At 44.1% G+C, this 23,718-nt stretch carries 20 protein-coding genes; 4 read left to right on the top strand and 16 right to left on the bottom strand.

Features of this window, described 5'->3' with window-relative positions; translation table 11 throughout:
• Positions 1 to 206 precede the first annotated feature (206 nt).
• From BCM02_RS31655 to BCM02_RS31720, 14 genes are all read right to left on the bottom strand, one after another.
• Positions 207 to 3,347 (bottom strand): stalk domain-containing protein, encoded by a 3,141-nt coding sequence (locus BCM02_RS31655; protein ID WP_148933138.1) that lies wholly within the window; start codon positions 3,345 to 3,347, stop codon positions 207 to 209.
• 113 nt (positions 3,348 to 3,460) lie between these two features.
• Positions 3,461 to 3,958, bottom strand: coding sequence for a VanZ family protein (locus BCM02_RS31660; RefSeq protein WP_187434510.1), 498 nt, complete (start codon positions 3,956 to 3,958; stop codon positions 3,461 to 3,463).
• Between the two features lie 52 nt (positions 3,959 to 4,010).
• On the bottom strand, positions 4,011 to 4,724 hold the full coding sequence (locus BCM02_RS31665) for a WecB/TagA/CpsF family glycosyltransferase (protein WP_148933140.1): 714 nt from the start codon (positions 4,722 to 4,724) through the stop codon (positions 4,011 to 4,013).
• The gene (locus BCM02_RS31670) at positions 4,711 to 5,817 is read right to left on the bottom strand and encodes a glycosyltransferase family 4 protein (RefSeq protein ID WP_148933141.1); all 1,107 of its coding nucleotides are present in this window, start codon (positions 5,815 to 5,817) and stop codon (positions 4,711 to 4,713) included. The genes BCM02_RS31665 and BCM02_RS31670 overlap by 14 nt, the downstream gene beginning before the upstream one ends.
• A gap of 29 nt (positions 5,818 to 5,846) precedes the next feature.
• Positions 5,847 to 6,638, bottom strand: a complete 792-nt coding sequence (locus BCM02_RS31675) for a beta-1,6-N-acetylglucosaminyltransferase (protein WP_148933142.1) — start codon at positions 6,636 to 6,638, stop codon at positions 5,847 to 5,849.
• A 64-nt stretch (positions 6,639 to 6,702) separates the two neighbouring features.
• On the bottom strand, positions 6,703 to 7,713 hold the full coding sequence (locus BCM02_RS35740) for a nitroreductase family protein (RefSeq protein WP_222871042.1): 1,011 nt from the start codon (positions 7,711 to 7,713) through the stop codon (positions 6,703 to 6,705).
• A gap of 23 nt (positions 7,714 to 7,736) precedes the next feature.
• The gene (locus tag BCM02_RS31685; RefSeq protein ID WP_148933143.1) at positions 7,737 to 9,266 is read right to left on the bottom strand and encodes a lipopolysaccharide biosynthesis protein; all 1,530 of its coding nucleotides are present in this window, start codon (positions 9,264 to 9,266) and stop codon (positions 7,737 to 7,739) included.
• Positions 9,267 to 9,269: 3 nt separating this feature from the next.
• On the bottom strand, positions 9,270 to 10,391 hold the full coding sequence (locus BCM02_RS31690; RefSeq protein WP_148933144.1) for a polysaccharide pyruvyl transferase family protein: 1,122 nt from the start codon (positions 10,389 to 10,391) through the stop codon (positions 9,270 to 9,272).
• 24 nt (positions 10,392 to 10,415) lie between these two features.
• The gene (locus BCM02_RS31695; RefSeq protein ID WP_148933145.1) at positions 10,416 to 11,453 is read right to left on the bottom strand and encodes a glycosyltransferase; all 1,038 of its coding nucleotides are present in this window, start codon (positions 11,451 to 11,453) and stop codon (positions 10,416 to 10,418) included.
• A gap of 47 nt (positions 11,454 to 11,500) precedes the next feature.
• Positions 11,501 to 12,757, bottom strand: a complete 1,257-nt coding sequence (locus BCM02_RS31700; protein ID WP_148933146.1) for an O-antigen ligase family protein — start codon at positions 12,755 to 12,757, stop codon at positions 11,501 to 11,503.
• A 53-nt stretch (positions 12,758 to 12,810) separates the two neighbouring features.
• The gene (locus BCM02_RS31705) at positions 12,811 to 13,542 is read right to left on the bottom strand and encodes a CpsD/CapB family tyrosine-protein kinase (RefSeq protein WP_148933147.1); all 732 of its coding nucleotides are present in this window, start codon (positions 13,540 to 13,542) and stop codon (positions 12,811 to 12,813) included.
• A gap of 16 nt (positions 13,543 to 13,558) precedes the next feature.
• Positions 13,559 to 14,233, bottom strand: coding sequence for a YveK family protein (locus BCM02_RS31710; RefSeq protein WP_187434511.1), 675 nt, complete (start codon positions 14,231 to 14,233; stop codon positions 13,559 to 13,561).
• Positions 14,234 to 14,257: 24 nt separating this feature from the next.
• Complete coding sequence (locus BCM02_RS31715; RefSeq protein ID WP_148933149.1) at positions 14,258 to 15,928, bottom strand: hypothetical protein; 1,671 nt, start codon at positions 15,926 to 15,928, stop codon at positions 14,258 to 14,260.
• Positions 15,929 to 15,957: 29 nt separating this feature from the next.
• The gene (locus tag BCM02_RS31720) at positions 15,958 to 17,355 is read right to left on the bottom strand and encodes a sugar transferase (protein WP_148933150.1); all 1,398 of its coding nucleotides are present in this window, start codon (positions 17,353 to 17,355) and stop codon (positions 15,958 to 15,960) included.
• 290 nt (positions 17,356 to 17,645) lie between these two features.
• Between BCM02_RS31720 and BCM02_RS31725 the strand changes: the two genes are divergently transcribed.
• From BCM02_RS31725 to BCM02_RS31740, 4 genes are all read left to right on the top strand, one after another.
• Positions 17,646 to 17,777, top strand: a complete 132-nt coding sequence (locus tag BCM02_RS31725) for a paeninodin family lasso peptide (protein WP_187434512.1) — start codon at positions 17,646 to 17,648, stop codon at positions 17,775 to 17,777.
• A 188-nt stretch (positions 17,778 to 17,965) separates the two neighbouring features.
• Positions 17,966 to 18,172 (top strand): PqqD family peptide modification chaperone, encoded by a 207-nt coding sequence (locus BCM02_RS31730; protein WP_187434513.1) that lies wholly within the window; start codon positions 17,966 to 17,968, stop codon positions 18,170 to 18,172.
• Positions 18,173 to 18,238: 66 nt separating this feature from the next.
• A complete protein-coding gene (galU, locus tag BCM02_RS31735) occupies positions 18,239 to 19,123 on the top strand; it encodes a UTP--glucose-1-phosphate uridylyltransferase GalU (protein ID WP_148933225.1) in 885 nt (294 codons plus the stop codon).
• A gap of 117 nt (positions 19,124 to 19,240) precedes the next feature.
• A complete protein-coding gene (locus BCM02_RS31740) occupies positions 19,241 to 20,851 on the top strand; it encodes an ABC transporter ATP-binding protein (protein WP_281288265.1) in 1,611 nt (536 codons plus the stop codon).
• A gap of 43 nt (positions 20,852 to 20,894) precedes the next feature.
• Here the strand turns inward: BCM02_RS31740 and BCM02_RS31745 are convergent, their stop codons facing one another.
• The gene (locus tag BCM02_RS31745) at positions 20,895 to 21,812 is read right to left on the bottom strand and encodes an HPr kinase/phosphorylase (RefSeq protein ID WP_148933154.1); all 918 of its coding nucleotides are present in this window, start codon (positions 21,810 to 21,812) and stop codon (positions 20,895 to 20,897) included.
• 49 nt (positions 21,813 to 21,861) lie between these two features.
• The gene (locus tag BCM02_RS31750) at positions 21,862 to 23,655 is read right to left on the bottom strand and encodes an asparagine synthase-related protein (RefSeq protein ID WP_187434515.1); all 1,794 of its coding nucleotides are present in this window, start codon (positions 23,653 to 23,655) and stop codon (positions 21,862 to 21,864) included.
• Positions 23,656 to 23,718: the final 63 nt, after the last annotated feature.

A 23,718-nucleotide genomic window follows, 5' to 3' on the forward strand; every position in this document is an offset into this window, starting at 1 on the left:
CTCCAGCTCTCCGTCTTTTTCCCCGACCGTATCGGTCATTATTTACGTTAGCTTTTTTACTTCAAGAGGGTTTACACAAAAAGCTTTACAGACCCATAAAAAATGCGATTTAGTAGAATTAAACCTCTACATTTCTCTTTACGAAGAATCGTTCCCCTCTTAAACACGAACCTCATATTTATTAACCACTTACATCTGACTTTATCCTAAATTTTAGTAATATAAATATGCGGTGAGGTTAAGGCTTGCAGAGTGATCATTACTGTATTATTTACACGATCAAGAGCTACCGGTAGAGTTCGCACCTCTTGACCATTCGCGCTTAATTGTGTGGCCTTAACCTCCTTGACACCGAACAAATCAGTTTTAATCTCGATTACACCATCTAAGGGCTGCATCATCACAGGACCTATTCCATAGGTAGATAGTCCATTATTCGCTGTCTTTTTTTGACCTTTATTGTACTGTCTCGACACAACAGCCAATAACATTTTTGGGGATGTGCGAATCGGTTTGCTGTCAATCGATTGTAAAGATATTGATCCATATGGATATTCGGCATCCAATATCATTGTTGTAAGAGACGACGTTCTCATAATTTTGCCTGTAATAAATCCTGTAAGGGCCTGCGTATAGTCCGTATCAATGGCCAGATGTTCAGAACCCGGCATTGAAACGTCCCATACAATTTCGCCGGTATCCGAGACATGGCGAGTCGTGTTCACAAGGTTGGTATCCTCCTCGTGTGTCAGGATATCCGTTTCCAACGATGTACGTGCTTCATTAAACTTTTTGGATACGCGGTGCTTCAGAAAGAGCCATGCCGGTACCCCTTGTCCGATATTAAAGTTGTTATTATTCAGATATCCGTCAACGATATTCCCCCGGACGACTTCACTATTGTTATACTTATAAACTGCGGATTTAACTGCCGGTTTTATATGACCTTTCAAAAAGGACACCGCATAGGACGGCAGTTGCGCCAACATAGATGGACTATTGTAGATGTTAAACCAATAGTCCAACCGCTCATCGCTTGAACCATAGCTGCAGTTATCGCAAAAATTAAAGGCAAATATTCCGTCCCAATCCTGCAATTGACCATAAGCCGATATGACAGATAAAGCTTCAAACTCTGTGTCATTCGGGTACGGTTGACGCCATTCGCCAATGACGAAAGGCATCCCTTCCACTCTTGTGAGCGCAATATATTGCAGAAACTTGCCATATCCCCAGTAGCGATTCCCGAATTCCGTTGATGACTGCGCCGCCGTCTTAATCATCGATTCGTTCTTCATGGTAAAGTTATACTTGTCCCACTGTTTCGCTGGGAATTCCGGATGGTCCCAATAGACATGTCCCGACATATAATCTCCGGACACAGCTCTGGCCATAATTTCAACATTGTTTCGATAATTTTGACTTGTTGTTATCGGGACCTTTACCCCGATAGTTCGCAAATGCTGCTTATAAGAAGCGAAGGTACTCGTCAACAACGAGTAATAAAACTCAGTTGTATCCGCTGTTCTTTGTAAAACATATTGGAAACGCTCTCCCCATATTGTGCGCTTCACTGTACCACGGTCCAAATTCTCGCCGGAACCAAAAACTTTTAGTTGGACCTCTTTGATTTGTACGTTATCAATGTCCAGATTCCCTCCGCCAAAATAACCAAAACCATACGTTAAAGAGGCATCGGGAATTTTTGACGTATTTTCATTGGCTACAAAAGTGTACTTGTAACGCTTCCATTTTTTCGACGGCAATACCGTCTCATATTTATCAAGCCCATAGTTATAATTCGTGGCAACGTTCTTCACCTCTACTCTTAATGTAGATTTGGCCGGTATAGAAGTTCGGACATCAAACGATACTTCATAGGTTTTTCCTTTGACTAACTTAACCCCGGATTGTCTTATAACCCCATCGTCAAAACTTTTGAATGGCGACAGGATGTTTCCTACACTCAAATAATTCGAACCATCCACCGTTCCGCTTTTTGTTCGAATTACTTCAGCTACATTCAGGCCATTTCGTTGATCGATCGACCACGTCTTGGTGTAATCCGTTTCAAAATCACCATTCGCAATCAAGTTAAATGAACTGACCGGATTAGACCACGCTTTCGATAGGACACTATGGCTGCCATACTTGCCTAGCAGGAATTGATTATACTTTTTGTTTAATTGCTGGACGTAATATACAGGGATCGCTGTCCGCGATGTTGCCTCTAACGAACCGTCCACCCATTTTTCAAACAACTGGTTCTCGTTCGTCATCTCCATCATCGCGACGACTGGGTCCTCCTTCAAAGAAAGGCCCGTGTACGGATTTTTTGCGGAAAGCATTAATTGATTAAACTGCTGATTAAGCTCAATCATCCGGTCATCGAACAAATTAATTCCTTTTGCTCTACCCACCGAATCCGAATTGGCTACCTCATCCCCCGACTTATATGTTCGATCCGCATTCAAGCTCAGCACGACATAAATGCCTCGCTTCTTAAATTCACTAATCAAATAGTGGAATCGGTCCAAATTAGCCAGGTCCAATGCTTGAGTGTGATCTTTAGTACGATCGATTAAACCGATGTTGGGTTCGGTTGCATCCATGCCAATTAATCGAACCGCATTAAAACCAAGAGTTGCGATTTTATCCGTGATCTTAACAGCTTCCTCATGGGTCGGATATAATCCATTCAGGCCAATATTAGTCCCCCAGAATTTAATCCGCTTTCCGTTTGAAAAATAGAAATGCCCATTCTTCACGGTTACGAACCCATACTTTCCGGCTGGCGCGTCGAGCACTAGACCGCTAACGTCAAGCGGCGTTCCAAGAGTCGACTCTTCCCATTTCACGTTAGCATTATAATCCGCTGTTCTTGCTGAGGCGAATTGCTCCGTCACCTTTCCCGGTAGTCCGCTTGTAATTAACACCCGTCCGTTTTTATTATCCCATACTACCTTGGCTCCTAAAGATTCCGAGATGAACCGCAAAGGAACCATCGTCGTCCCATTCATGGTTCGCGCTTTCGCCGTTAACCGAATCGGACTCCCATTAACGTACGCAAGGTCGCTATTAATCGTTAATTTTATTGTCGTTTTGTCCTTTACCGCCACGACCGTTTGGTTCTTGGGGTCCCATTCCACTTTAGCCTCTAATTCTTCAAACACACCCCGAAGCGGGACAAGAGTATTACCTTCTACAATAGCAGGTGGCTGCGTGAACTTTTGAACTTGCCCGTCTATGACGACGCCAATCTCTTTTTGGGCAAAAGAAGACCCTGCGCTCATAAATGAAGTCAGCAGGGCAATAATAAGGATACTCGCATATCTTTTGGGCTTCATTGCAATTCACTCCTTCTTAAAACAAACGATGTCTCTCCCCATTATGCACAACCGCATTGTATTGATCTGTATATGAGAGAGTTACGTAACATGTTTATGCCAGAGGCCGTCGATTACACTCCGCCATCTTGTTGTGGCTTTAATCGTTTAATTTCCATTTTTAACCTCTGAACTCTATTAACGATAAAGAAAATAACCGACGACAGAATGATTCCCGTAAACGCTCCGAAAGTATCTATTCTCACGTCCAACCATTGAGATCCTCGGCCGGCAACAAATTGTTGGCTATACTCATCCAGATAAGCGATAAAAAAGCAAACAGCGGTTGCAATCGGAAGACATGCCCATAAACGTTTTATGAAGAGATTGAGTAACGTTGATAGAAAAAATCCGATCATCATATACTCCGTAAAGTGAGCTGCTTTCCTTAAAAGTGCATTTGCAGTCAACTTCCAAAAAACATCGTTTCGATTCACCGGGAAATCGTTTGCGATCAGAGACTCCATAAAATAATTAGCTAACGACTGGCTAAGCCCATTAGATTCCAATGAATCTTGCCCAGAGAAGTACCTTGATATTGCGACGCAAAGGACCAAGATGCCAACAACCACAATTGCTACTATCCATCGCAACGTTTTTTTTTAAACACGTTTTCAATCCCACTCATTTAGATTCCCCGTGCGTCAATCTATTCTTAATAATGTAATAAAAAAACATGACATTGCCAAGCAGATATCTTTTCCAAAGCCTTTTAGGCTCTTGAAGAAATCTAAACATCCATTCCAACTTTAAATTTATCATCATTTTAGGTGCTCGCGGAAATTTACCTGCCATAAAATCGATAAAGGCGCCCACCCCTACTGCAATTTTCACATCGAGTTGGGCAAAATGTTGACTAATCCACTTTTCTTGACGCGGGACACCCATGCCTACTATTAACACATCCGTTTTTAAATCGTTGATTTCTCGAACGACAGCTTGAGAATCTTCGAAGAAGCCATCTTGAACGCCTACTATTTGAAGTCCGGGTATCTTGGCACATAACTTTTCTGCTGCTGTAATTGCTATACCAGGGGCAGCTCCCAACAGGTATACCCTAAGCCCTGCTTGTGCGGCCATTTCCAAAATACGAACATTATGATCGGTCCCGTTTAAGTTTTCATGAAAACGGAAACCAAATAATTGGGAGCCTATGTCCACACCGACCCCATCGTTTAGCACCATATCCGCTTCGTTCAAGCAGGCCCGATACTCCTCATCTTTCTGGGAAACATTATAACAATGGGCATTCAGATAAAAAATACTTAATTTTTCTTTCTGGCTCATCAACTCGAGAGATTCGGAAGCATTCGTCACATGACATTTAACGTTTCCCATGTAGACTGTTCTCAATGCTTAACCCCTCACTTCCGGATGTTATTCTTCCGAACAATGACAAAATATGATTCGCAATCAACCTGACGTCGTGTTCCTCGACAATCTTTCGACTGTTCTCTCCAAACACTTGGAGATTCTCGCTATGCTCAAGAAAATAAACTATACTCGATCGCAAAGCTTGGATATCGCCAGGTTCAATTATGTGCCCATTGTAGCGATGCTTTACGACCTCAGGGATACCCGCAATATTGGTACTAATTACCGGCAACCCGTATGACATAGCTTCCAATATAGCGATTGGAACTCCCTCAAAGTAAGAGGGCAAGAGGAATACAGATGCTTCTTTCAGCAGCTGGTTCTTCTGCTCCCCTGTTACCCATCCATGAACGATGCACGTCTCTTCCAAGCGATTGGCCTTAATCATCTCTCTGAGCTTATCCAGCTCTTTATTTCCGCCAATATCCAGTTGTATCCGATCACGCTGCTCTTCCGTCATATCGGCAACGGCCTGAATAAGGTCAAAAATCCCTTTGCGTTGACCGACTTCACCCAAAAATAAGAGGCGAATTTTTTGATCTGCTGTCGAATAATCTTTATTATGAGCCGGCACCTGCACCGGGTTTTTGATAATATGGATCTCCTCGACAGCCGCCACTGATTTGGTGATCGCTTTCATATTCTCCGATAGCACAAAGATACTTGAAGAAGCTTCATATACTTTACGTGCCAACCATTTGTTAAAACGATTTTTGTTTACAAAGACATCCAAATCGGCCGCATGCTGATGAATGACGACCGGTCTATTAAGCATACGTAAAGCCAGTACATATATAGCCTTACGATAAAAACTGCCGAACGCACAGACATGGACATAAAACAACCGATAACGAAATGGATATAACAATAAGAAAAAGGCAGCGATTCGCATCAAAGAGTATAAGATACTCAGCACCGGATGTGTAGTAATATAAGAACTATAGAGCTTAATATCACTCTTCTTCCTCGAGTTAATCTCCTGCATTAAAGAATGAACGGCTGATGAGACTCCGCCTTTCACCGATAGATCTGATGTAACGATTAGTATTTTCTCCACACGTATCTCCCTCGCATTAGGAAGTAGCCTTAGCCATTATTCTGGGCCTCTGCGTTGTTAAAGTATCTATGGAAAGCTTCAAACGTGGCCGGGTCCTGAATTTTTCGGCAGAACAACGGCATTGCATCATTTATTTTCCCGAAGTACGACTTGTCCAAATAAACCGGATGATCGTGACCCTTCTCGAAATGTAAAAACCTCAAGTTGTTGTTTTCGATTGTCTCTCGCAACGGAGAATTCAATAGAATGCTTTGAAAGAGAAGTTCATCTGGTATCCTGCTATATTTGATAACCGAATAGAAAGTATGCCATTGATCGAGAACGTACTCCGCAGCTGTCCGGTTAATGTTAATCCACTGACTCCCGCCGTACAGTGAAAATCCGAGTGTCCCATAATTTCTGCTGTATTTCATTAACTTCTGCAGCTTGATGAATGCACGAGAACGAAAGGTTGTATAAGACCGGAACGGATATAGGTGCTGCACTCGGTCAATTCCGCCATGATCCCAATCTTTCTTGGGTAGTTTTTCATATTGGACGTAGTTTTTCTCACAGTCGATATACGTATCGTACAAAGCACCAGGAATAATAGGATAATCCTCTCCGCTTATAAATAGAAGATACTCGCAGCCCGTTTGATGAACGACATACTCGATCAGATTATACATCGCGTTAACCATAGACCGCCCGCCCCAGAAAACACTGATCCTTCTCTCGATAAATGTTGCATTCTTGATATGAGAAAAATCCGAAAGCCTGCTTTTTTTATCAAGATGAATGAAAACCTCCACATTAGGAGCGACTAGTCTGTCGACGATCATCTGTAATAATGCAGGCTTACGATGGGCTAAAATACATATCGCATATTTGATGAACGGAATCCTCCTACCGGATGACCTTCATGACTTCGGACGCTTCCCGTCTATGAGAGTAAGCCACCTTTAGATTATCTGGCACGTGGCCGACAGCTATCATCATGATCAATTTTTCCGAATCTGGAATTTGGGCTGTTTTCTTTAAACCTGTTTCTATATCATGGGTAATAGATAGATTTAACGGGCAAGTACCGACACCTAGCGAATGCAGCGCATAAATCAGCGACATCGCATACATACCGCCATCTATGAAATATTGATTCCTCTCGATTACGCCTCTGAAGTCCCGCATATCCATCGATACGATAAGGATTTTATCGGCTGTACCTCCGAAACCTGCATTGCCATTTTGGTACTTTAACACATTTTTCTTTATTTCGTCGCCGCAGAATACATACACTTTAGCCGATTGCCTGTTACATACAGACGGTGTCTTCTGTGCGATACTTATAGCTTCTTGAATAAGTTCGATGCTTACCTCACCAGGTTTAAAGTTTCTGATACTGTATCGTGAAAAGACGAATTCCTTGAAATTGATCTTACTCTTCTCCAAGTCATCCCTCGTGATTTCACGCACTCCGCCCCCAGTCGTCTCATTGACTTCCTTGGACAGCGTGTTTTTTAATGCCTGAAGACGCCCTGTCATCTCGGGCATTTCAAAATCATGCGCCCTATTAAACTCAACATAGGAGTCTAACGTATTTAAAGTAACCTTCGATACATTATCCCATCCGTACTTTTGGCGATAGGCTTCCAGTTCATCAAAAAGATAAAGGACATGCTGCTTGGCAAAACCGACTCTCGGTTTCGGCAGCGACAACCCTTTTTCGATTTTGTGATAATAGAAGATTAGATTGCCTTCATCATGTCTTTTTGTTTTGACACGATTCGTTTCAAACGAAAATCGGTAGAAGGCTCTCATGTCATACCAATAATTGACCAATAAACTAACGGTGAACTTGTTTTTTCTGACCCACAATCTTACCGACATCGGAAGCGCATTAACGATTTTGTCTCTCATTGTTCCACCCTTTACCAACTCAATTAACGAGTTGCTTTAAGTTTGCCCATTACTGCACGAAGCGGTTTCAGTAGTAATTCCTTCTCTGTTCGGTCCATACCGAATAGCCATAACGATGCTCCGAAGACCCCGCAATAAATACTGCCAAATACGGCTAAAAGACCAAAGTTATACTGGTCTATAAATCTGTAAGCCAATATTCCAAATAATATGGGAGCGACTAGAGAGGGGAAGAAGGCCACTATTCTCTTCCAAAAATAAATCATATTTAAGCCGACTCGTTTATGATAGTACCAATTCATAATTAAGCCGTTTCCTAGGAACAAAGAAATCGCAGTCCCTAGAGCCGACCCGATCCCCCCGTATTGTTTGGCCAGTGGGATACTGATGCAAATATTAACGATCGCTATCGCTAAATAAACCCATGAACGAAATTGGTGCATATTTTTAGCTCTCTGGATCTCGATCCCGATATTTTGAATCAGAGGAATCGTAACAGGTCCCAATAAGAGCAATGTTATGATGAAACTTTCCTTGTACTCTGCGCCTGCCCACAACGTGATGAAGGATTGACCAAAAAAAAGAAAACCGGTAAATATTAATGCAAGCAGCATGAATTGAATCCGGCCGATCCTTGTGAATAAATTAGTTAATTCTTCGTTATTATTGTGAGCGGCAACCAACTTATTGATACGAGGTATAAATACGTTCGAAATGGATGTCGATATTTGCAAGTAGTACGTGTTAAATTGAGACGCTAATCCATAAATAGCGACAGCGACTGTTCCGCTGAATCTGCCTAGAATAAATTTATCAACATTCCAGTTAATCTGGTCTATAATCATGTTCATAAAAATATAGGAAGAAAAAACGGTCAACTCCTTCAACAGCCCCGTATCGAAACGTTGGAAGGAAAACTGCATCTGCAATTTCCTCAGACAAAATAACATATTTGCAATATCTATGACTATTGCGACAACTACCGTTATTAAAATGACGCCAACCGATTTATAGCCGAGTATAAGTACCGGTATGGTTATAAACGGTGTTGCGACTACCTTGATTAACTGCAGACTTTTTTGAAAAACATAGCGCTCATGGGCCATTACATAGTTATGGAATACACTGGATGGAAATGAGAACGCAATATTTACAATCATAAGCGACATTAGGATTTTGGCCGTCGAGATTTGACTAACTTGCAATTGGCTACCTAACACAGCCCCAATATTGAGTACCATACATAGCCCAGCCACTACAGAAATGAAGCCAATCGCCGAAAAGATAAGCAGGAACATCCCGTTTAACTTCGCAATGTTTCCAGAATCTTCCTTTGCCTTAAATCGAGAATAAAAACGAATATAAGCACTGCCAAAGCCAAAGCTTAACAGACTCAAATAACTGACTACGGAAATAACAAGGTTATATAGTCCATATTCGCTTTGCCCCAAATACCGGAGCATAAACGGAGTATAAACGATAAATACGATAAAACCGAAAGCCATAGAAAGATAGGATAGTGCAGCTCCGGCTTTTAGTTGATTTACTCTCATAAACTATTCCTTAATGGATAAAGCTTCTCTTAAGTAATGGAGTGCTTTGTTTCTCTCCGCCTCCAGGATATCAGGAACATGACTATAGTCAATGTGGAACAACTCACCCGTCGCGCTTACATCTTCCCATTTCCTCGATGCCAGCTTAAAGGTTGAGAGTAAAGTTTCCATTCTGGAATTCATACCTGCTCTCCCGAAAACCGTAAACGACTTTTCAAAAAGTATGGAAAAGACTGCTCCATGGAAGGAGTCCGTGAAAAATGCCGTCGAGGATCGAATATAGTCGATAAACTCGCTTGGTCCTGTGACATAGGTTCCAAGATCCGCTGTATCTGCCAAACTAATAATCTTTAACTCATGTTCTTTCGCGATAGCCTGAATTGCACTTAACGTCTCAGCCGACTGCTTTCCCAAAAAATAAGTTAACAGATACTTGCCTTTAGGCTTATTAGCAGCTTCCTTGGAGAACCTGAGCCATTTTTCCCTGGTCAACATAAGCGTCGGATCTACTAACACGACGGCGTCTTTACCTGTCAACTTTTTAATTAATGTTGCGCCGGCTTCTTCTCGCACGGATAAGCGTCCCATCTCCGATAACCATCTCTTGTACATCTCATTGTATTCGGATGGGATTTCGGAAACACCAAAGCTTGGTGCGTAAGCTACTCTCTTTGAACTAGGAGCAAACGCTATAAAATCAATTGATGACCCTTGCCGATAAATGGGGTTCCATACTTGGTCGCTCCCCGTCACGAAGGAATCGTATTGATCGGCCAAGGTGGAAGGGACATGACCTTCCGATATTTTAAACTCCGTTTCGGTAATGTACGAATTCGTAAATCCCCTGAACGCCGCAATACGTTCTGCCGTATATTTTCCAAACTTCTTTCTAGCGATATATCTATTTACTTTCAGAATTACTTCTTTGGGCGCCATCTTCCCTAGTGCCCCCAAACGACGAAGCAACGTTTTCTCTTCGACGTTCCGAAAATTATATGGTGTATTGTTTACAACTGTTTCGGCCGTACAACCTAATGATCGCAATACCTCTTGTACCGCTAAATTCTGCAGCCGATTTCCGTAATTATTATAGTCATTAATAGTAAGTATCCCTATTTTCTTCACACAAACTCCCCTCTCTTTAGAGCCTTAACGCTGCGGATGATACGCAGCCAGCATAAATAATACTTCCGCCAGTCTCAATCTCATGCAATACGTAAATATCTGCAATTTCAAAGAATAGTTGAATATGGGGTAGGAGCGAATGACTTCTTGCAGCATGGAGTCATTCGTAATAGATCGTATACGCTTTATCCGCATACGAACATTATCCTGCTTATTGTCGCGTGCTTCACTGATAATACATGTGCGCGCTCTCCCAATGAAGGTACGCATTAACCGCTCTTCATTGTCCCTTAGCATACCAATCTCATTAAGCCGCTCTCTCATGTATAAATAAAGTCGGCTATCCTTCTCAAAGCGATCTCTTTGATACTTCTTCGTGAGAGAGTTGATGTTTAACACGTAATAATAGAGAGGTTTATTCACAATACTAACGCGTGTTGCTCTTGTCAGCACTTCAATGTTAAACACAAGATCTTCTGAGATGTATTCTCTCTCCGAGTAGAATTGGATTCCATTCCGCTCGATCAGTTCACGCTTATAAATGTTTCTCCAAACACACATCTCAACTGCAACGTCATCGTCAGCTTTCGAATCTGCACCGAACATAAGGATTAAGATGTTATCGATAATCGATTTATTCTCATACAAGGTTTGTTTCAGGTTGGTACACTTTGGTTTTGGCTGGCCCCGATCCGTTACCCGGTAAAAGTCAGCCATCGCCACTTCGGATTGATCCCGAACTGCGGCTTGGTAAAGCTCCTCATACATCTCCGGCGCAATCCAATCATCAGCATCTACAAACCCAATATACTGTCCTCTTGCTATTTCCAATCCGCTGTTTCTGGTTTTGCCCGCCCCGCTGTTTTCTTTGTGAATGACTCGAACTCTACTGTCTCTAACCGAGTACTCGTCAGCAATGATTCCACTCCGATCTTTAGATCCGTCGTTAACTACGATAACCTCAATGTTAGCGAACGTCTGGGCGAGAATTGAATCCAGGCACCGTGGCAAAAACTCTTCGGCGTTGTAGGTGGGCACTATGACGCTTATAACAGGTTCCATTCCAATATCTCCTCATAAAGTCAACAGTAAAAGGTAACGGCCGTCAATCAGGTAGTTCCGATTGAATGGCCGTCATGGTTACTCATGCCCTTAAACCTTAAGCATATCACTGTGAAAATAATAAAGATCGTCATAATCTGACTCATTGCAAAAAGGTTATGATAAGGGAAACAAAAGATAATAATAATAAAACAATTTAACGAGACAATCTTCTCTAACGTTATCTTTCTCAGCCTTAGAACTTTAATGAAGTAGGTAATTAGCATTAGCAGTACGAATACCGTTCCGATCCAACCAAAATCAATTAGCGTCACCATCAATTGCGGCCTAGTAGCGCTTAACTGATTACCTCCGGGATAGGATTGAAATATATATCCATGTGCGCCTGAAGTTGAAGCTTTATAAGTGGATCCCAAGCCGTATCCAATGTAAGGGCTGTCCTCAATGATATCAACGGCCAACAAAATTTTAGTCAGTCGTCCCGCATCCTCGGTATAAGTATCATCCGTTAAATAGAACTTAAGATTCTCATATTCAAATGCTTCCGTTAACGAATGATTATATCCAATACTGTTGTAAACTGTTGAGGTCCCTGCAAACAATAGGGCTAACAACAACACAATATTGAGCACATATTTCATCTTAAGCTTCTTCGTAAACAGCAGAGACGAAAACAATAATAACGGGATCAAAACATAGCTTATTTTAGTTTCATTAATCGTGGTTGGCACAAGAAATAAGAAATATAACCCGAATAGCTTGCGCCCTTGCGACAATCTGAGCATAAACTCCGAGAAGAACACAATAAGCAGAAACAACGTCAGTGTTCCGCTTTCCCTGGGCCCCATCAATCCGGATACGTAATCGCCCTTAGTCTGAAAATATAAAAACTGTGCGATTGATACCGGAATACACCCGGCCGCGATGGCTTTTAGAATCGGCCAAACATACTTAAAATCTGAAATACTAGCATACGGCATCATAATGATTAGAAAGAAGAGAAATCCATACTGCCGGAACTGAAGCGCGACGGTTACTAAACCGCTAAAGTAAAGACCGATAATAGTAAACATCAGAATAAAACAAAAAAGCATAAATATTTGCGGCGAGATCACCATGGAAGGCTTATGCCGAACAATTAAATAAACAGCATTGAGAATCATAAAGCCATAGGCCGCATCCTGCAGCAGTTTAATATAATTGTTTCCCGTAATACTCAATCCAAATGGCATTAGCAGGATAATTACGGTGAAAACAGCAAAGATAACCCCGGTCATGTCCCTTTTAAATGCATTTATCATCATTTACTTCTCATCTCCAACAGTCGGCCTTGAAATCCTACTCCTCAAACTCTCCATTAGCTCGAAGACTTTTTCTTTCGATCCCGACTTGAACGGTTGACAAACTTGCTTCCATCAAAGAAATAATCAAAGGCACCAAAATATTTTTTATAGGCATTTTTCTTCACCTTATTCAAGACCACACCCATGATATTCGCATTGACTTTCTCAAGCTGTTCTTTCGCAGGTTTCAACGAATCCATAGAAGTCTGTCCGATCTCTACAACCAGTAACGTAGCGTCTACCCGAGCCGCAATGAGCGACGCATCGACTACGGAAGAAAGCGCCGGTGTATCATAGATGACAAAATCATACTGCTCTCTTGCCCAAGCGTTCAGTTCTTCGAATCTTGTACTGCACAATAAGCCGATTGGATTTTGGCGATTTTCACCACCGTAAAGATAAGTCAAGTTATTAATATTGGTGTTACATAACACGTCCAACAAATCAGCCTGTCCAGCCAAATAATCCGATAGCCCAAGCAACGTGTTATCCCCCAACCGTTTACCGCCCACCGGCTTTCTCATATCCCCATCGACCAACAACACTTTCCATCCGGATCCAGCCATGGTAATAGCCAGGCTTATTGCAATCGATGTTTTGCCTACGCTAGGCTTGCAGCTTGTTAGGGCCAGAGATTTGTAGTGACTTTCCGGCCCGCTTAAATGGATGTTCGCGGTTAGCATTGCATAAGCGTCTTGAACCGCTTTGTTTTCTTCGTTATATACATTAAATGTTTTGGTTTGCATCGCCCTTGAATTCCCCTCAACTGATGTTGTATTCTGGAATGATCCCGATTACCTTTAATTCAAGACCTCTCTCGATCTCTTTGGCAGAACGAATTGTACTATCAAATATTTCCCGCACATAAATGTACGCCAGCGATAACAGAAGGCCAGCCATTATACCGAAAATGACCATCTTAGCGTGACCTGGCGGAACGCTGTAAGCCACTCTCGCCTCATCAATAATCCCAACAGAGTTCGTGTCATTAGTTAAGGAGCCAATCACTGAAGCAAAAGATCGGCCTACAGCATTGGCAATATTCACTGCTTCCGTCGCATCCGGCCAAGTGATGACGATCGACATTACATTAGATTCTTCAATAAGGCGGATTCCTGTCGCAACACTTACATCGGCAGACGTCACTCCCTCAATTCCTACCTCTCTGACAGCCGGCTCTATTACCCTTGCGGATAAGAGAATTTGACTAAAATCCTTAATCAACTCGCGACTAAGTGCGATATCGTTATAAGTAATAGCTTCACCAGAGAGCATTGAACTACTTCGCTTCATTACAAATAATGTCGTTTCCGTTTGATATACCGGCTGTGCCGTAGCTACACTAAGACTTCCTGCAGCAACGCCTCCAACAAGTGCAAGCAGAACCACTAACCATATTTTTCTAATTATTGCATATACTAATCTTTCAAACTCCATGCTATGCATCTCCCCATACGGTAGTTATCTGCGAACGATTTGGTCCCCGACTTCCAGGCCATTAGCGACTTCAATATTGACGTCACTCTCAATTCCTCTGGTTATTTCCACCGTTACAATTTCATTATTCCGTTGTACATCAACCATAACCTTCCCTGACTCGACCTTCAGGTTAGATTTTGGAACGAGTAGCACGTTCTCCTTCACAACTTCAAGTTGAACCTGTACGCTCTCTTCAAATTTCAACTTAGGAACCTCACCCTTGAATTTGACAAATAAGTTACTTAGATTACTATTGTTAGGAACTGCACTATTCTGATAGAGCGCATCGCCAGGCTGTGGTGTGTAAAGTTCAACATCATACTTTTTGGAGCCAATTACCAGGACCGCTGTGGATACATCCGAAATGTACTTCGCATCAATTGCCGTCAACTTTAACGCCAGCTGATTCGGATCCGCAATTTTGGCCAATAGGTGACTAATACTCAAGTTATCGGTAATGGAAACGTTACTCATGTAAGAAACGACACCATCTACCGGGGCGTAAAGCTTGCTATTTAGCAAATTTTGCTCAAGCATTGATAGTGTCAACTCTGCGCTCTCTTGGTCAAGTTTAGCCTGTCTTGTATTAAATTCATGTTCCTTCAACGCTTGGTTTAGCCTTAGGTTAAGAAGATCAATCTGGATTTTTGTTTCTTGTATCCCTTGATCCAACAGTTTCATTTTCTGATCAGAGTTCTTTTTGATTTCGTCGAGTGTAAGTCCAGCACCCTCAATTGATTTTGTGACACCCTCTAACCCCAAAGCAGCCTGATCCATCTTATATTGCTCCGTAGGAACGAGGGCAAGTTTCAAGTCCAGCTCTGTAATAGCTTTATCTTTTTCGCTATTGGATAAGCTTAGTTTTGCCTGCTCTAATCGAATCGCCGCAATCTTGATATCTTCTGCCGACCCGGCGTTTGCGATTAAATTATCATAAACTAATTGCTCCCGCTCTAATGCCACTATTGACGATTGAATTTGATTTTGGACTTGTTCCAATCGAATCTCAATTCGCCTAACTGCATCCTCCACATTTCTTTGTTCAATCTCAGCTAATTCTTGTGATTTCATTGTAGAACTTTTCTCAACCTCATACTGTTCCAGCACAAGCTTGGCTTTGTTAATCGCCAACTCAGTTTCTTTTGGCAGGTTCTTTTTCTGCTCACGTTTACTCTCAAGGTCTAACTTGGTTAGTTCGATACTTTTTCTGAGTTCTGCAACTTCCCCGTTACCATCTAAAAGCAACCGAAGTCGACCCTTGCCTTTCTGTACAACGATTCGCTGCATACTGATTTTATTTTCTATTTCAGTAGGCAGAATTTGTGCAAACAGACTACCTTTTTTAACAGTATCATTTAAAGAATAGTTAAGTTGGCTAACCGGCCCCGATACATTATTAAAGTACAAACTCGTCGCTTTGATCGGGACAAGTTGACCCGTTCCAATCAAACTAGCAGAAATATCACCTTGATTCACCGTATAATACAAAGAACTACTTTCACCAACAACTTGTTGAGGCACCCCTTGGTTATTCAACCCCAACGAACAAGAGCTCAGTAGAATCGAGCTCATTAGAATTGTAAATGTTACAGTCTTGGCTTTTGTTTTAAGCATTTTATTTTTCTTACCTCTTTGCAACCTAGTCTCGTTCATCTTGTCACACCCCAATTTATAATCACTATTTACATGGCGCCGCTTCTTCTATCAATGACCATCCGTATTGTCTTCATGATTATTTTCAAATCTAACATTAGTGACCACTGGTCAATATAGCTGGTATCCAGTCTAACAACTTCGTCAAAATCCGTGATATTACTTCGTCCGCTTACTTGCCACATCCCTGTCAAACCGGGTTTGAAACTCAATCTTCTACGATGATACGGCTCATATTTACTAACCTCATCGAGTGTAGGAGGCCTTGTACCCACTAGACTCATATCCCCCAATAGAACGTTAATAAATTGAGGCAATTCGTCGAGACTGGTTTTTCTCAAAAATTTACCCACCTTTGTAACACGAGGGTCATCCTTCATCTTAAACATAAATCCGCCGCTAACCTGATTTTGTTCCATTAACCTTTTTTTTCTTTCTTCCGCGTCGGGATACATCGAACGAAACTTATAAATTTTAAAGACCCGTCCATTCAAACCAACCCTTTTCTGAGAAAAGACCGCCGGACCGAAAGACTCTAATTTTATCGCAGGAATAATAAACAAGGAGAGAATTGCCATAATCAGCAATCCAACAAGGGCGCCAACAATATCGATGATGCGTTTTATCAATAAGTTGACCCGATTAATCGTCACGGAATGGAATGTAAGCATCGGGAAAGTCCCAACACTCGATAGATGCGTACGGGAAATGCGGAGATTGTAAAAATCGATAATCATACGAACTGTTATACCCATTTCTTCGCAAAGAAGTATTTGCGGTTCAATTTTCCCTACGTAATTCCGTGGAAGTGCAAAAATCACTTCATCAATTACATGCCTTTTGACGATTTCTTCAAGATCCGTCATATACCCCAAGTGATATCCGGAACGCAGCCGTTTGTTCGGATAAGCTTGAACGTAGCCGACAACATCGAATTTCATGTTTGTCTTTGCCAGATATCTACGAAATTTCTTGGCAAGTTCAGGCGTTGAAACAATTACGACCCTAGGACTATTGAAGGATTTCATCCTCGTCACAAATCGAATAATCAACATCCGCACGCCAATCAATAGCACTGTAGCCAAAACAAAGTAAACTCCAATAAGCAATCGGCTTACAAGGGTTTCCTTCACGAAAAAGAATAGTGCGCCAACCATCAGAAATGAAGCAACCGAAGAGAAGAACGCACTCCGGACAATCCGGTCTACATACATAAATGTTGTTTGGTTATACATCCGCTGGATTTGCATAGAGAATATCCAGATCGGCGCAAAAATTAGCAGGACCCATATATACTCATTCAGCGGCATCAATTCTGTAATAGTTCCAGCTATAACATAAGAGGCGAAAAATGATAGCGAGAGAGTCGCCACATCGGCAAACAACTGCAGTAAGTTTACGGATGCTAACAAATTTGATCTGTGCATATTATCCTACCCAACTGTTATTTTTGTCATAGATAGAATGTACTACAACCAACGACTTAGTTCTACTATTTTCTGTATAAACCAACAAAAATCTTTCGGCGAAAATTTGGTAATTCGACACGTTAGATATTTGTAAGCGCAATCACTGTATTTCCGCCGAATTTAGGGAGATTTTTAGCAAAATATGATGGAAAAAGTGCTTGTCCAGTCCTGGAAACTAATATATAATTAGCCTACGAATATAGTAAACAAGACCTATAGACATTGTATTGGGAATGGAGGTGAAATCAATGAAGAAAACTTGGGAAAAACCAGAGGTTAAGTCCTTGGAAGTGGCTATGACGGAGTACGGCAGCGAGCTGAAGAAAAATCCAGACGCCGTCATCACGGTAGGCAAATACACGTTCTACTCCTTCTCGTAATCATGAGACAATGATCGTAAAAGAAGAAATCGCAGATTGACTTCAATTTGGGATTTCTTTTTTTTGTTCCTATATTCTAATTAGAACAGGACGGCTCCTTCCCTATGCATGAATCTACTGTCGACTTATCGGCTACCATTTCAAGAAACCCCGACATTCTGGCAACCTCTCTGGACGAGGAGGTTAGCATGCTGGACATTCAATCCGGAAAATACTATGCGCTCGAGGGCGTAAGTGCTGATATATGGCGGATCATCGAGGTTGCTATCTCAATGGATACTTTAGTAAACCGCCTGCTTGAGATCTATGACATTGACAAACATACTTGCTTGGAACAGACAAGCCAATTTCTCACTAGAATGAAGGACCTGAATCTTATCGCGATTAATGCTTAGATAAATAGACAAAACAAGATAAAACAATAGTTGATTACCCAAATTCTAACCACCGGAGATGAGACTGTGAAAAAAGTAAAAAAAGCGATTATTCCCGCTGCAGGGCTAGGCACACGCTTCCTGCCTGCGACCAAAGCCATGCCCAAAGAAATGCTTCCTATTATTAACAAGCCTACGATTCAGTACATCGTAGAGGAAGCAATCGCGGCCGGAATCGAGGATATCATTATTGTAACCGGTAAGGGGAAACGCGCCATCGAGGACCACTTCGACAACTCGTTCGAGCTGGAAGAGAAATTGCTGGAATCCGGTAAGCTAAAGCTGTTGGAGGAAGTGCAGCGTTCCGCCCGAGTTGAAATTCATTATATCCGTCAGAAGGAAGCTCGCGGCCTCGGCCATGCCGTCTGGTGCGCCCGCCGCTTCATTGGCAATGAGCCATTCGGCGTATTGCTCGGCGATGACATCGTGACGGGCGAAGTTCCCTCCCTCCGCCAATTGATCAACGAACACGAGAAGACCGGCAACTCCGTAATCGGCGTTCAGACCGTCCCTAACGAAGAAACGAACCGCTACGGAATTATTGATCCTCTCGAGCAGGACGGCCGTCTCTATAAAGTTAACGCATTCGTGGAGAAACCAGCGCTCGGTACCGCACCTTCGAACCTGGCTATTATGGGCCGTTACGTATTCACGCCCGAGATCTTTGATTTCCTGGATCGCCAAGAAGTCGGAGCCGGCGGCGAAATCCAACTGACCGACGCCATTCAACGCCTGAACGAAATCCAATCCGTGTACGCGTATAATTTTGAGGGCACCCGTTATGATGTAGGCGAGCGCCTCGGCTATATTTTGACCACGCTGGACTTTGCCCTGAAGACGCCAGACCTTCGCGCCCCCCTGATTGAAGCCATGATCGAGCAATTGAAGCGTGAACAGGTGCTGGTGAAGTAGTAGCGCACCACTGCAGGAGGAATAACTATTAACCGTTTACAGAAGCTGGTTTCTTGGCATAACTACGTCTGGCTCCTCAAGCAAATCGAAGGCCACTGGGGTTCACTGCTTCTTGTCATTGGCTTGAATATTTTCAACTCGCTAGGCGGAATCGGGGTAGCTGCCGTTTCGAAGCAGCTGATCGATTCCACCATGAGCGAAAACTATTCCGCAGCTACCCTGTATATCATCCTTCTTGTTTTTCTGTTAATCATGCAATTAATCGCCGGCGCTTACCTCTCGATTCGAACAGGCAAACTGAGAGAACTCCTTAGCTTCCGGTTGCATGATCGGCTGCTTAAGCGCCTTTATCGGACTGAGTGGATGGCAATCAACAAATATCATAACGGCGATATCCAAACCCGATTAGTCAGCGACGTCGGAAATATCGTCGAAGGATGGACAGCAACTCTGCCGGGCATCATTGCCATGGCCATTCAGTTAGTCGTCGCCTTCTTCACATTATGGTATTACGATGCTACCTTAGCCATTTTCGCGTTTATGCTCGGTCCTATTACCTTATTCCTAAGTTGGCTGATCGGTCGTAAATTGAAACGCATGCAGCATGAAATTCAATCGGCTGAAAGCAGCTACCGTTCCTTTCTCTTAGAAAACGTTCGCCATATGCTGATCATTAAGACGTTTCAATACGAGAACAGCAGCATGCAACAAATGGAGAACCTTCAGCAGCACAAACTGAACTGGGTCGTGAAACGGAACTTTTTCAATGCCATGACCAACCTTTCTATCGGATTCGGCTATCAAGCCGGCTTTTTCCTCGCCTTTGTGTTGGGTGCCTACAAAATCGCGCGAGGGGCGACCAGCTTCGGTACCTTTACGGCTTTCCTGCAGCTCGTCGGACATATTCAAGGACCATTGCAAGGATTATCTCGTTCGCTCCCGATGATTATTGCCACTTTAGCCTCCGTGGAACGGTTAAAAGAGTTTGACGCGTTGCAAAGCGAACCCGGTTCGGAACAATATGCGCAGCCAATCAAAGAGCTTGCGTCCATCAACTTCGAAGGCGTCTCCTATGCCTACGAGACTAACGTCCCTATTCTTCAAGAGATCTCGTTTAGCGTGAAACCCGGCGAAATCATCGCGATCGTCGGTACGTCCGGGGAAGGCAAAACAACCTTGCTGCGGCTGCTGCTAGCCCTTCTTCAACCACGGGAAGGCCGGGCGTTCGTCCGGACAAGCAGCGCGGAAGAGTTGGCGATTTCCGCCGCGACCCGCTCCTACTTTTCCTACGTCCCGCAAGGGAACACGCTATTCTCCGGAACCGTGCTGGATAATATCCGTATCGGCAATCCGGACGCAACGGAGGACGCGGTTATCGAAGCCGCTCGCCATGCGTGCGCTTGGGAGTTCATTACTAAACTTCCGTTAGGACTGCATACGGTAATTGGCGACAACGGCGTTGGCCTATCCGAGGGACAAGCCCAGCGGATCGCGATTGCGAGAGCGCTTCTGCGCCCAGCCCCCATCCTATTGTTGGATGAGGCTACGTCCGCACTTGATCTGGACACGGAAGTAGAAGTACTGGAGCGCATTAAACGGTTGGCCCCGCAGAAGACGTGTATCGCGATCACCCACCGCTTATCGGTCATCGATATATGCAATCGCGTCTACCGTGTTCGTGATCATAAGTTAGTGGAGATAGAGAACGGTTCATCCACCGGTGTATAAAAAGGAAATGAGGGGTATCCACTTGGGTACCCCTCATTCTTATTTATAGCTTCTGCACGGCTCTCATCATACCCTCGATCTGCTCCTCTACCGTAAAGCCGCTGGCGGGACGCTTAATGCGATAGACCGCAATTTGGGACGCGAGCTGGGCACAAGCTTCAAAATGCCATTTCTTCAACCCCAGCAGTTCAACCAACTCAAAGCGATACGTGTTATACATCAGCCGCGCAAGTTTCTCCATGCCTCTAAGCTCCACGATTTCCACGGTATCCCGCGACTCCGGCACAAGTTCAAACAGCGCATGCAGCCTCTTGTTCGACGGTATAAATTGATCTCCTGGGATCGGAATATAATACTTGTCCCGCGTGCCCGGTATACGGTCGAACATCTCTACCGAGCCGTATATGCGAGTCGCCGTATCCCGCCAAAGCTTCTGCTGCGGGAATCCAGGGCGTACCACGACTTCCCCGCTTGGTTCGATTTGAAGCGCCGCAATATCGTCGGCCAAAAATGAACATCCTCTTTTGTTCAAGGAAGCCGATAGCGTGGATTTGCCCGCGCCTGAATCGCCCGTCACAATGACCCCTTTGCCTTCCAAGAGCAGCGCGCTTCCATGGATCGGTATAATCCCCCGCTGCATCAGCAAGGTTCCCGCGCATGTCCCGGAGATGTATAAGGTGTAGGCGTCATCCAAACATTGAAGGTCTTTCTGGAAGGTAATCTCGCGGCCATCCCGGATTTGAAAGGCACCGATCCCCTTTACGCGAAAAGCGAAGGCCCCATTCTCCGCAACACAAAATGCATTTTCGCCTTCAGGCCCAGAAAAAGGCGCATCTACGATTCCTTCTCTAATAACGGCATCCGGTTCTCCATTATCCGGCGTTAGCCCATCAAGCCGAAAATCCGACTCGAACACAAGACCAAACATGCGATAACGGTATTTCCCAATTTGCTGATCCAATCGCTATACCCCGCTTCACCATATCGCCCTATCCTACAGCCGAGTGGTTTTAGTTCTGTTGTTGATTGCACCTTCGAAAGTCCATCAGAAATCTGGACAAAATGATGGTCATCAATGATTTCCAGACGACCTCTTCATCGGTAATCGGCTTGTCCCCGATCAAAGCCGCTTGCAACTCCCTTACTTTATCCATATCCGCATAGGCTTCGAGCTCCCCGCGTTTAACGATCTGATCGAGCTCTGTTCTTACGCTCGCCCAAGCCGGTTCAAGCCGATGCATCCAGTCTGCGCTCTGTACACCGTGCGTGGTAATATTCGTACGAATCGGCTCAGGGAGGATCCCTTTCATCGCGCGGCGGATTAAACGGCGTTCAAGCCCTTCCCGAACATATTGATCCGATGGAATAGCTAAACAAAATTCGATTAGACGTCGGTCTCGGGAGGGATCACGAACGGTTATGCCGTTTTCGAGCGACAATTTCGTCTCTACCGCCCCCACATGCAGCAGGAATAGCGGATTCACTCGCCAAGATTTATCCTCTTCATAGTCAAAGTAACGCTCGGTATACAGTCTGGCATTCATTTTCTCGAGTCGTTCCGTTACGTTCCACTTAGCCGCTAAAGCTGGCTTGATTAGCGTGTTGTGAAGACGTTCGTAATTCGGATGGCGTTTTCGATCCCGCATGGAGCGAAGCCAATAAGGCGTTATAACCTTGAGAGCGAGCTTCCCGACTCGCTTAACAGGCTGATTGATCAAGCGGCTTAGGCCTTTTATTTCTTTATACAAGGAGACCAGTCTACCGCTGCGGTACAACGTCAGCAGGTGCATCGTAAACTCGCCATATGAGATCGTCGCGTTCCCGAACTGACCGTTCAACATGATCGTGCAACCTTCGTCCGCCGCTTTGTTCAACATAGGGCGGTACCAGGTCATGTTTTGAAATATTTTGTAGGGATGGGCAAATACGTTCAGCATCTTATCGACATCCGTTAAAGCGTTTCGCCCCTCAAAGCTGCAGTATGTCTGGTTGATATTAGGGTAAGCCTGTCCAATTAACCGCATTTGCTCGGCCTCATCAAAAATGTGATGCCGGGAGCCCGGCTTCTCTCCGAAGTCACGCACCGGCACGGAGCTGAACGCATGAAGCCGCCTATTGTCCCGCCCAAGCCGTTCGGCGGCCAAACAGGCGACAGAGCCCGAATCGAGCCCTCCGCTCAGCATAATTCCAACCTCGCCCGCACTTCTCAATCTGCAATCCACCGCTTGCCGAAAAATACGATTAAAGGCTTCCACGTATTCCTCATCGGTGTTATACCGAATCGGCGGAAGCTGCAGGGGATCCCAGTATTTCGTAGTCTCCAAGCGCCCCTCCCGCCAAATGCCGTAATGCGCCGGGAGCAGCTGTTGTATCCCCTCGTAGACGGTTTCGCCGGCTATCGACTCTTGAAGAAGACTATCGATCGCCAAGAAATCCGCCAGCCAGCGTTCGTTTAATTCCACCGTTGTCCGCACGGTTCCGAGCAATGGCTTCTCAATCGTGCAGAAGCCAAAGTTTCCGCCATCCTGGCTGTAATAGAGAGAGCGCGCGCCTACCGCATCCCGGGCACAGTACAGCTCACGCTTCCGCTTGTCCCAAATTGCGAAGGCGTAGTCCCCAATTAAATGTTGGGGACAGTCATATCCCCATCGTTCATAAGCAAGCATGATCAACTCGCTGTCCGTTACCGATGCGCGATGCTCGTGCTCTATGCCTAACAATTGGAACAGCTCGTCCCGGTTATCGATAATGGCATCCGCAGTAATGAGATAGTCGTTCCCCTGTCGTCGCGGCAGCTCTTCCATTCGCGATTCTGGCGTATTCACGATAACGCCGCAACCGAAAAAGACGCCTTCTTCCGCCTCGCT

It is taken from the genome of Paenibacillus methanolicus, assembly GCF_008124765.1.
In the GTDB taxonomy this organism is placed as follows: Bacteria; Bacillota; Bacilli; order Paenibacillales; family Paenibacillaceae; genus Paenibacillus_Z; species Paenibacillus_Z methanolicus.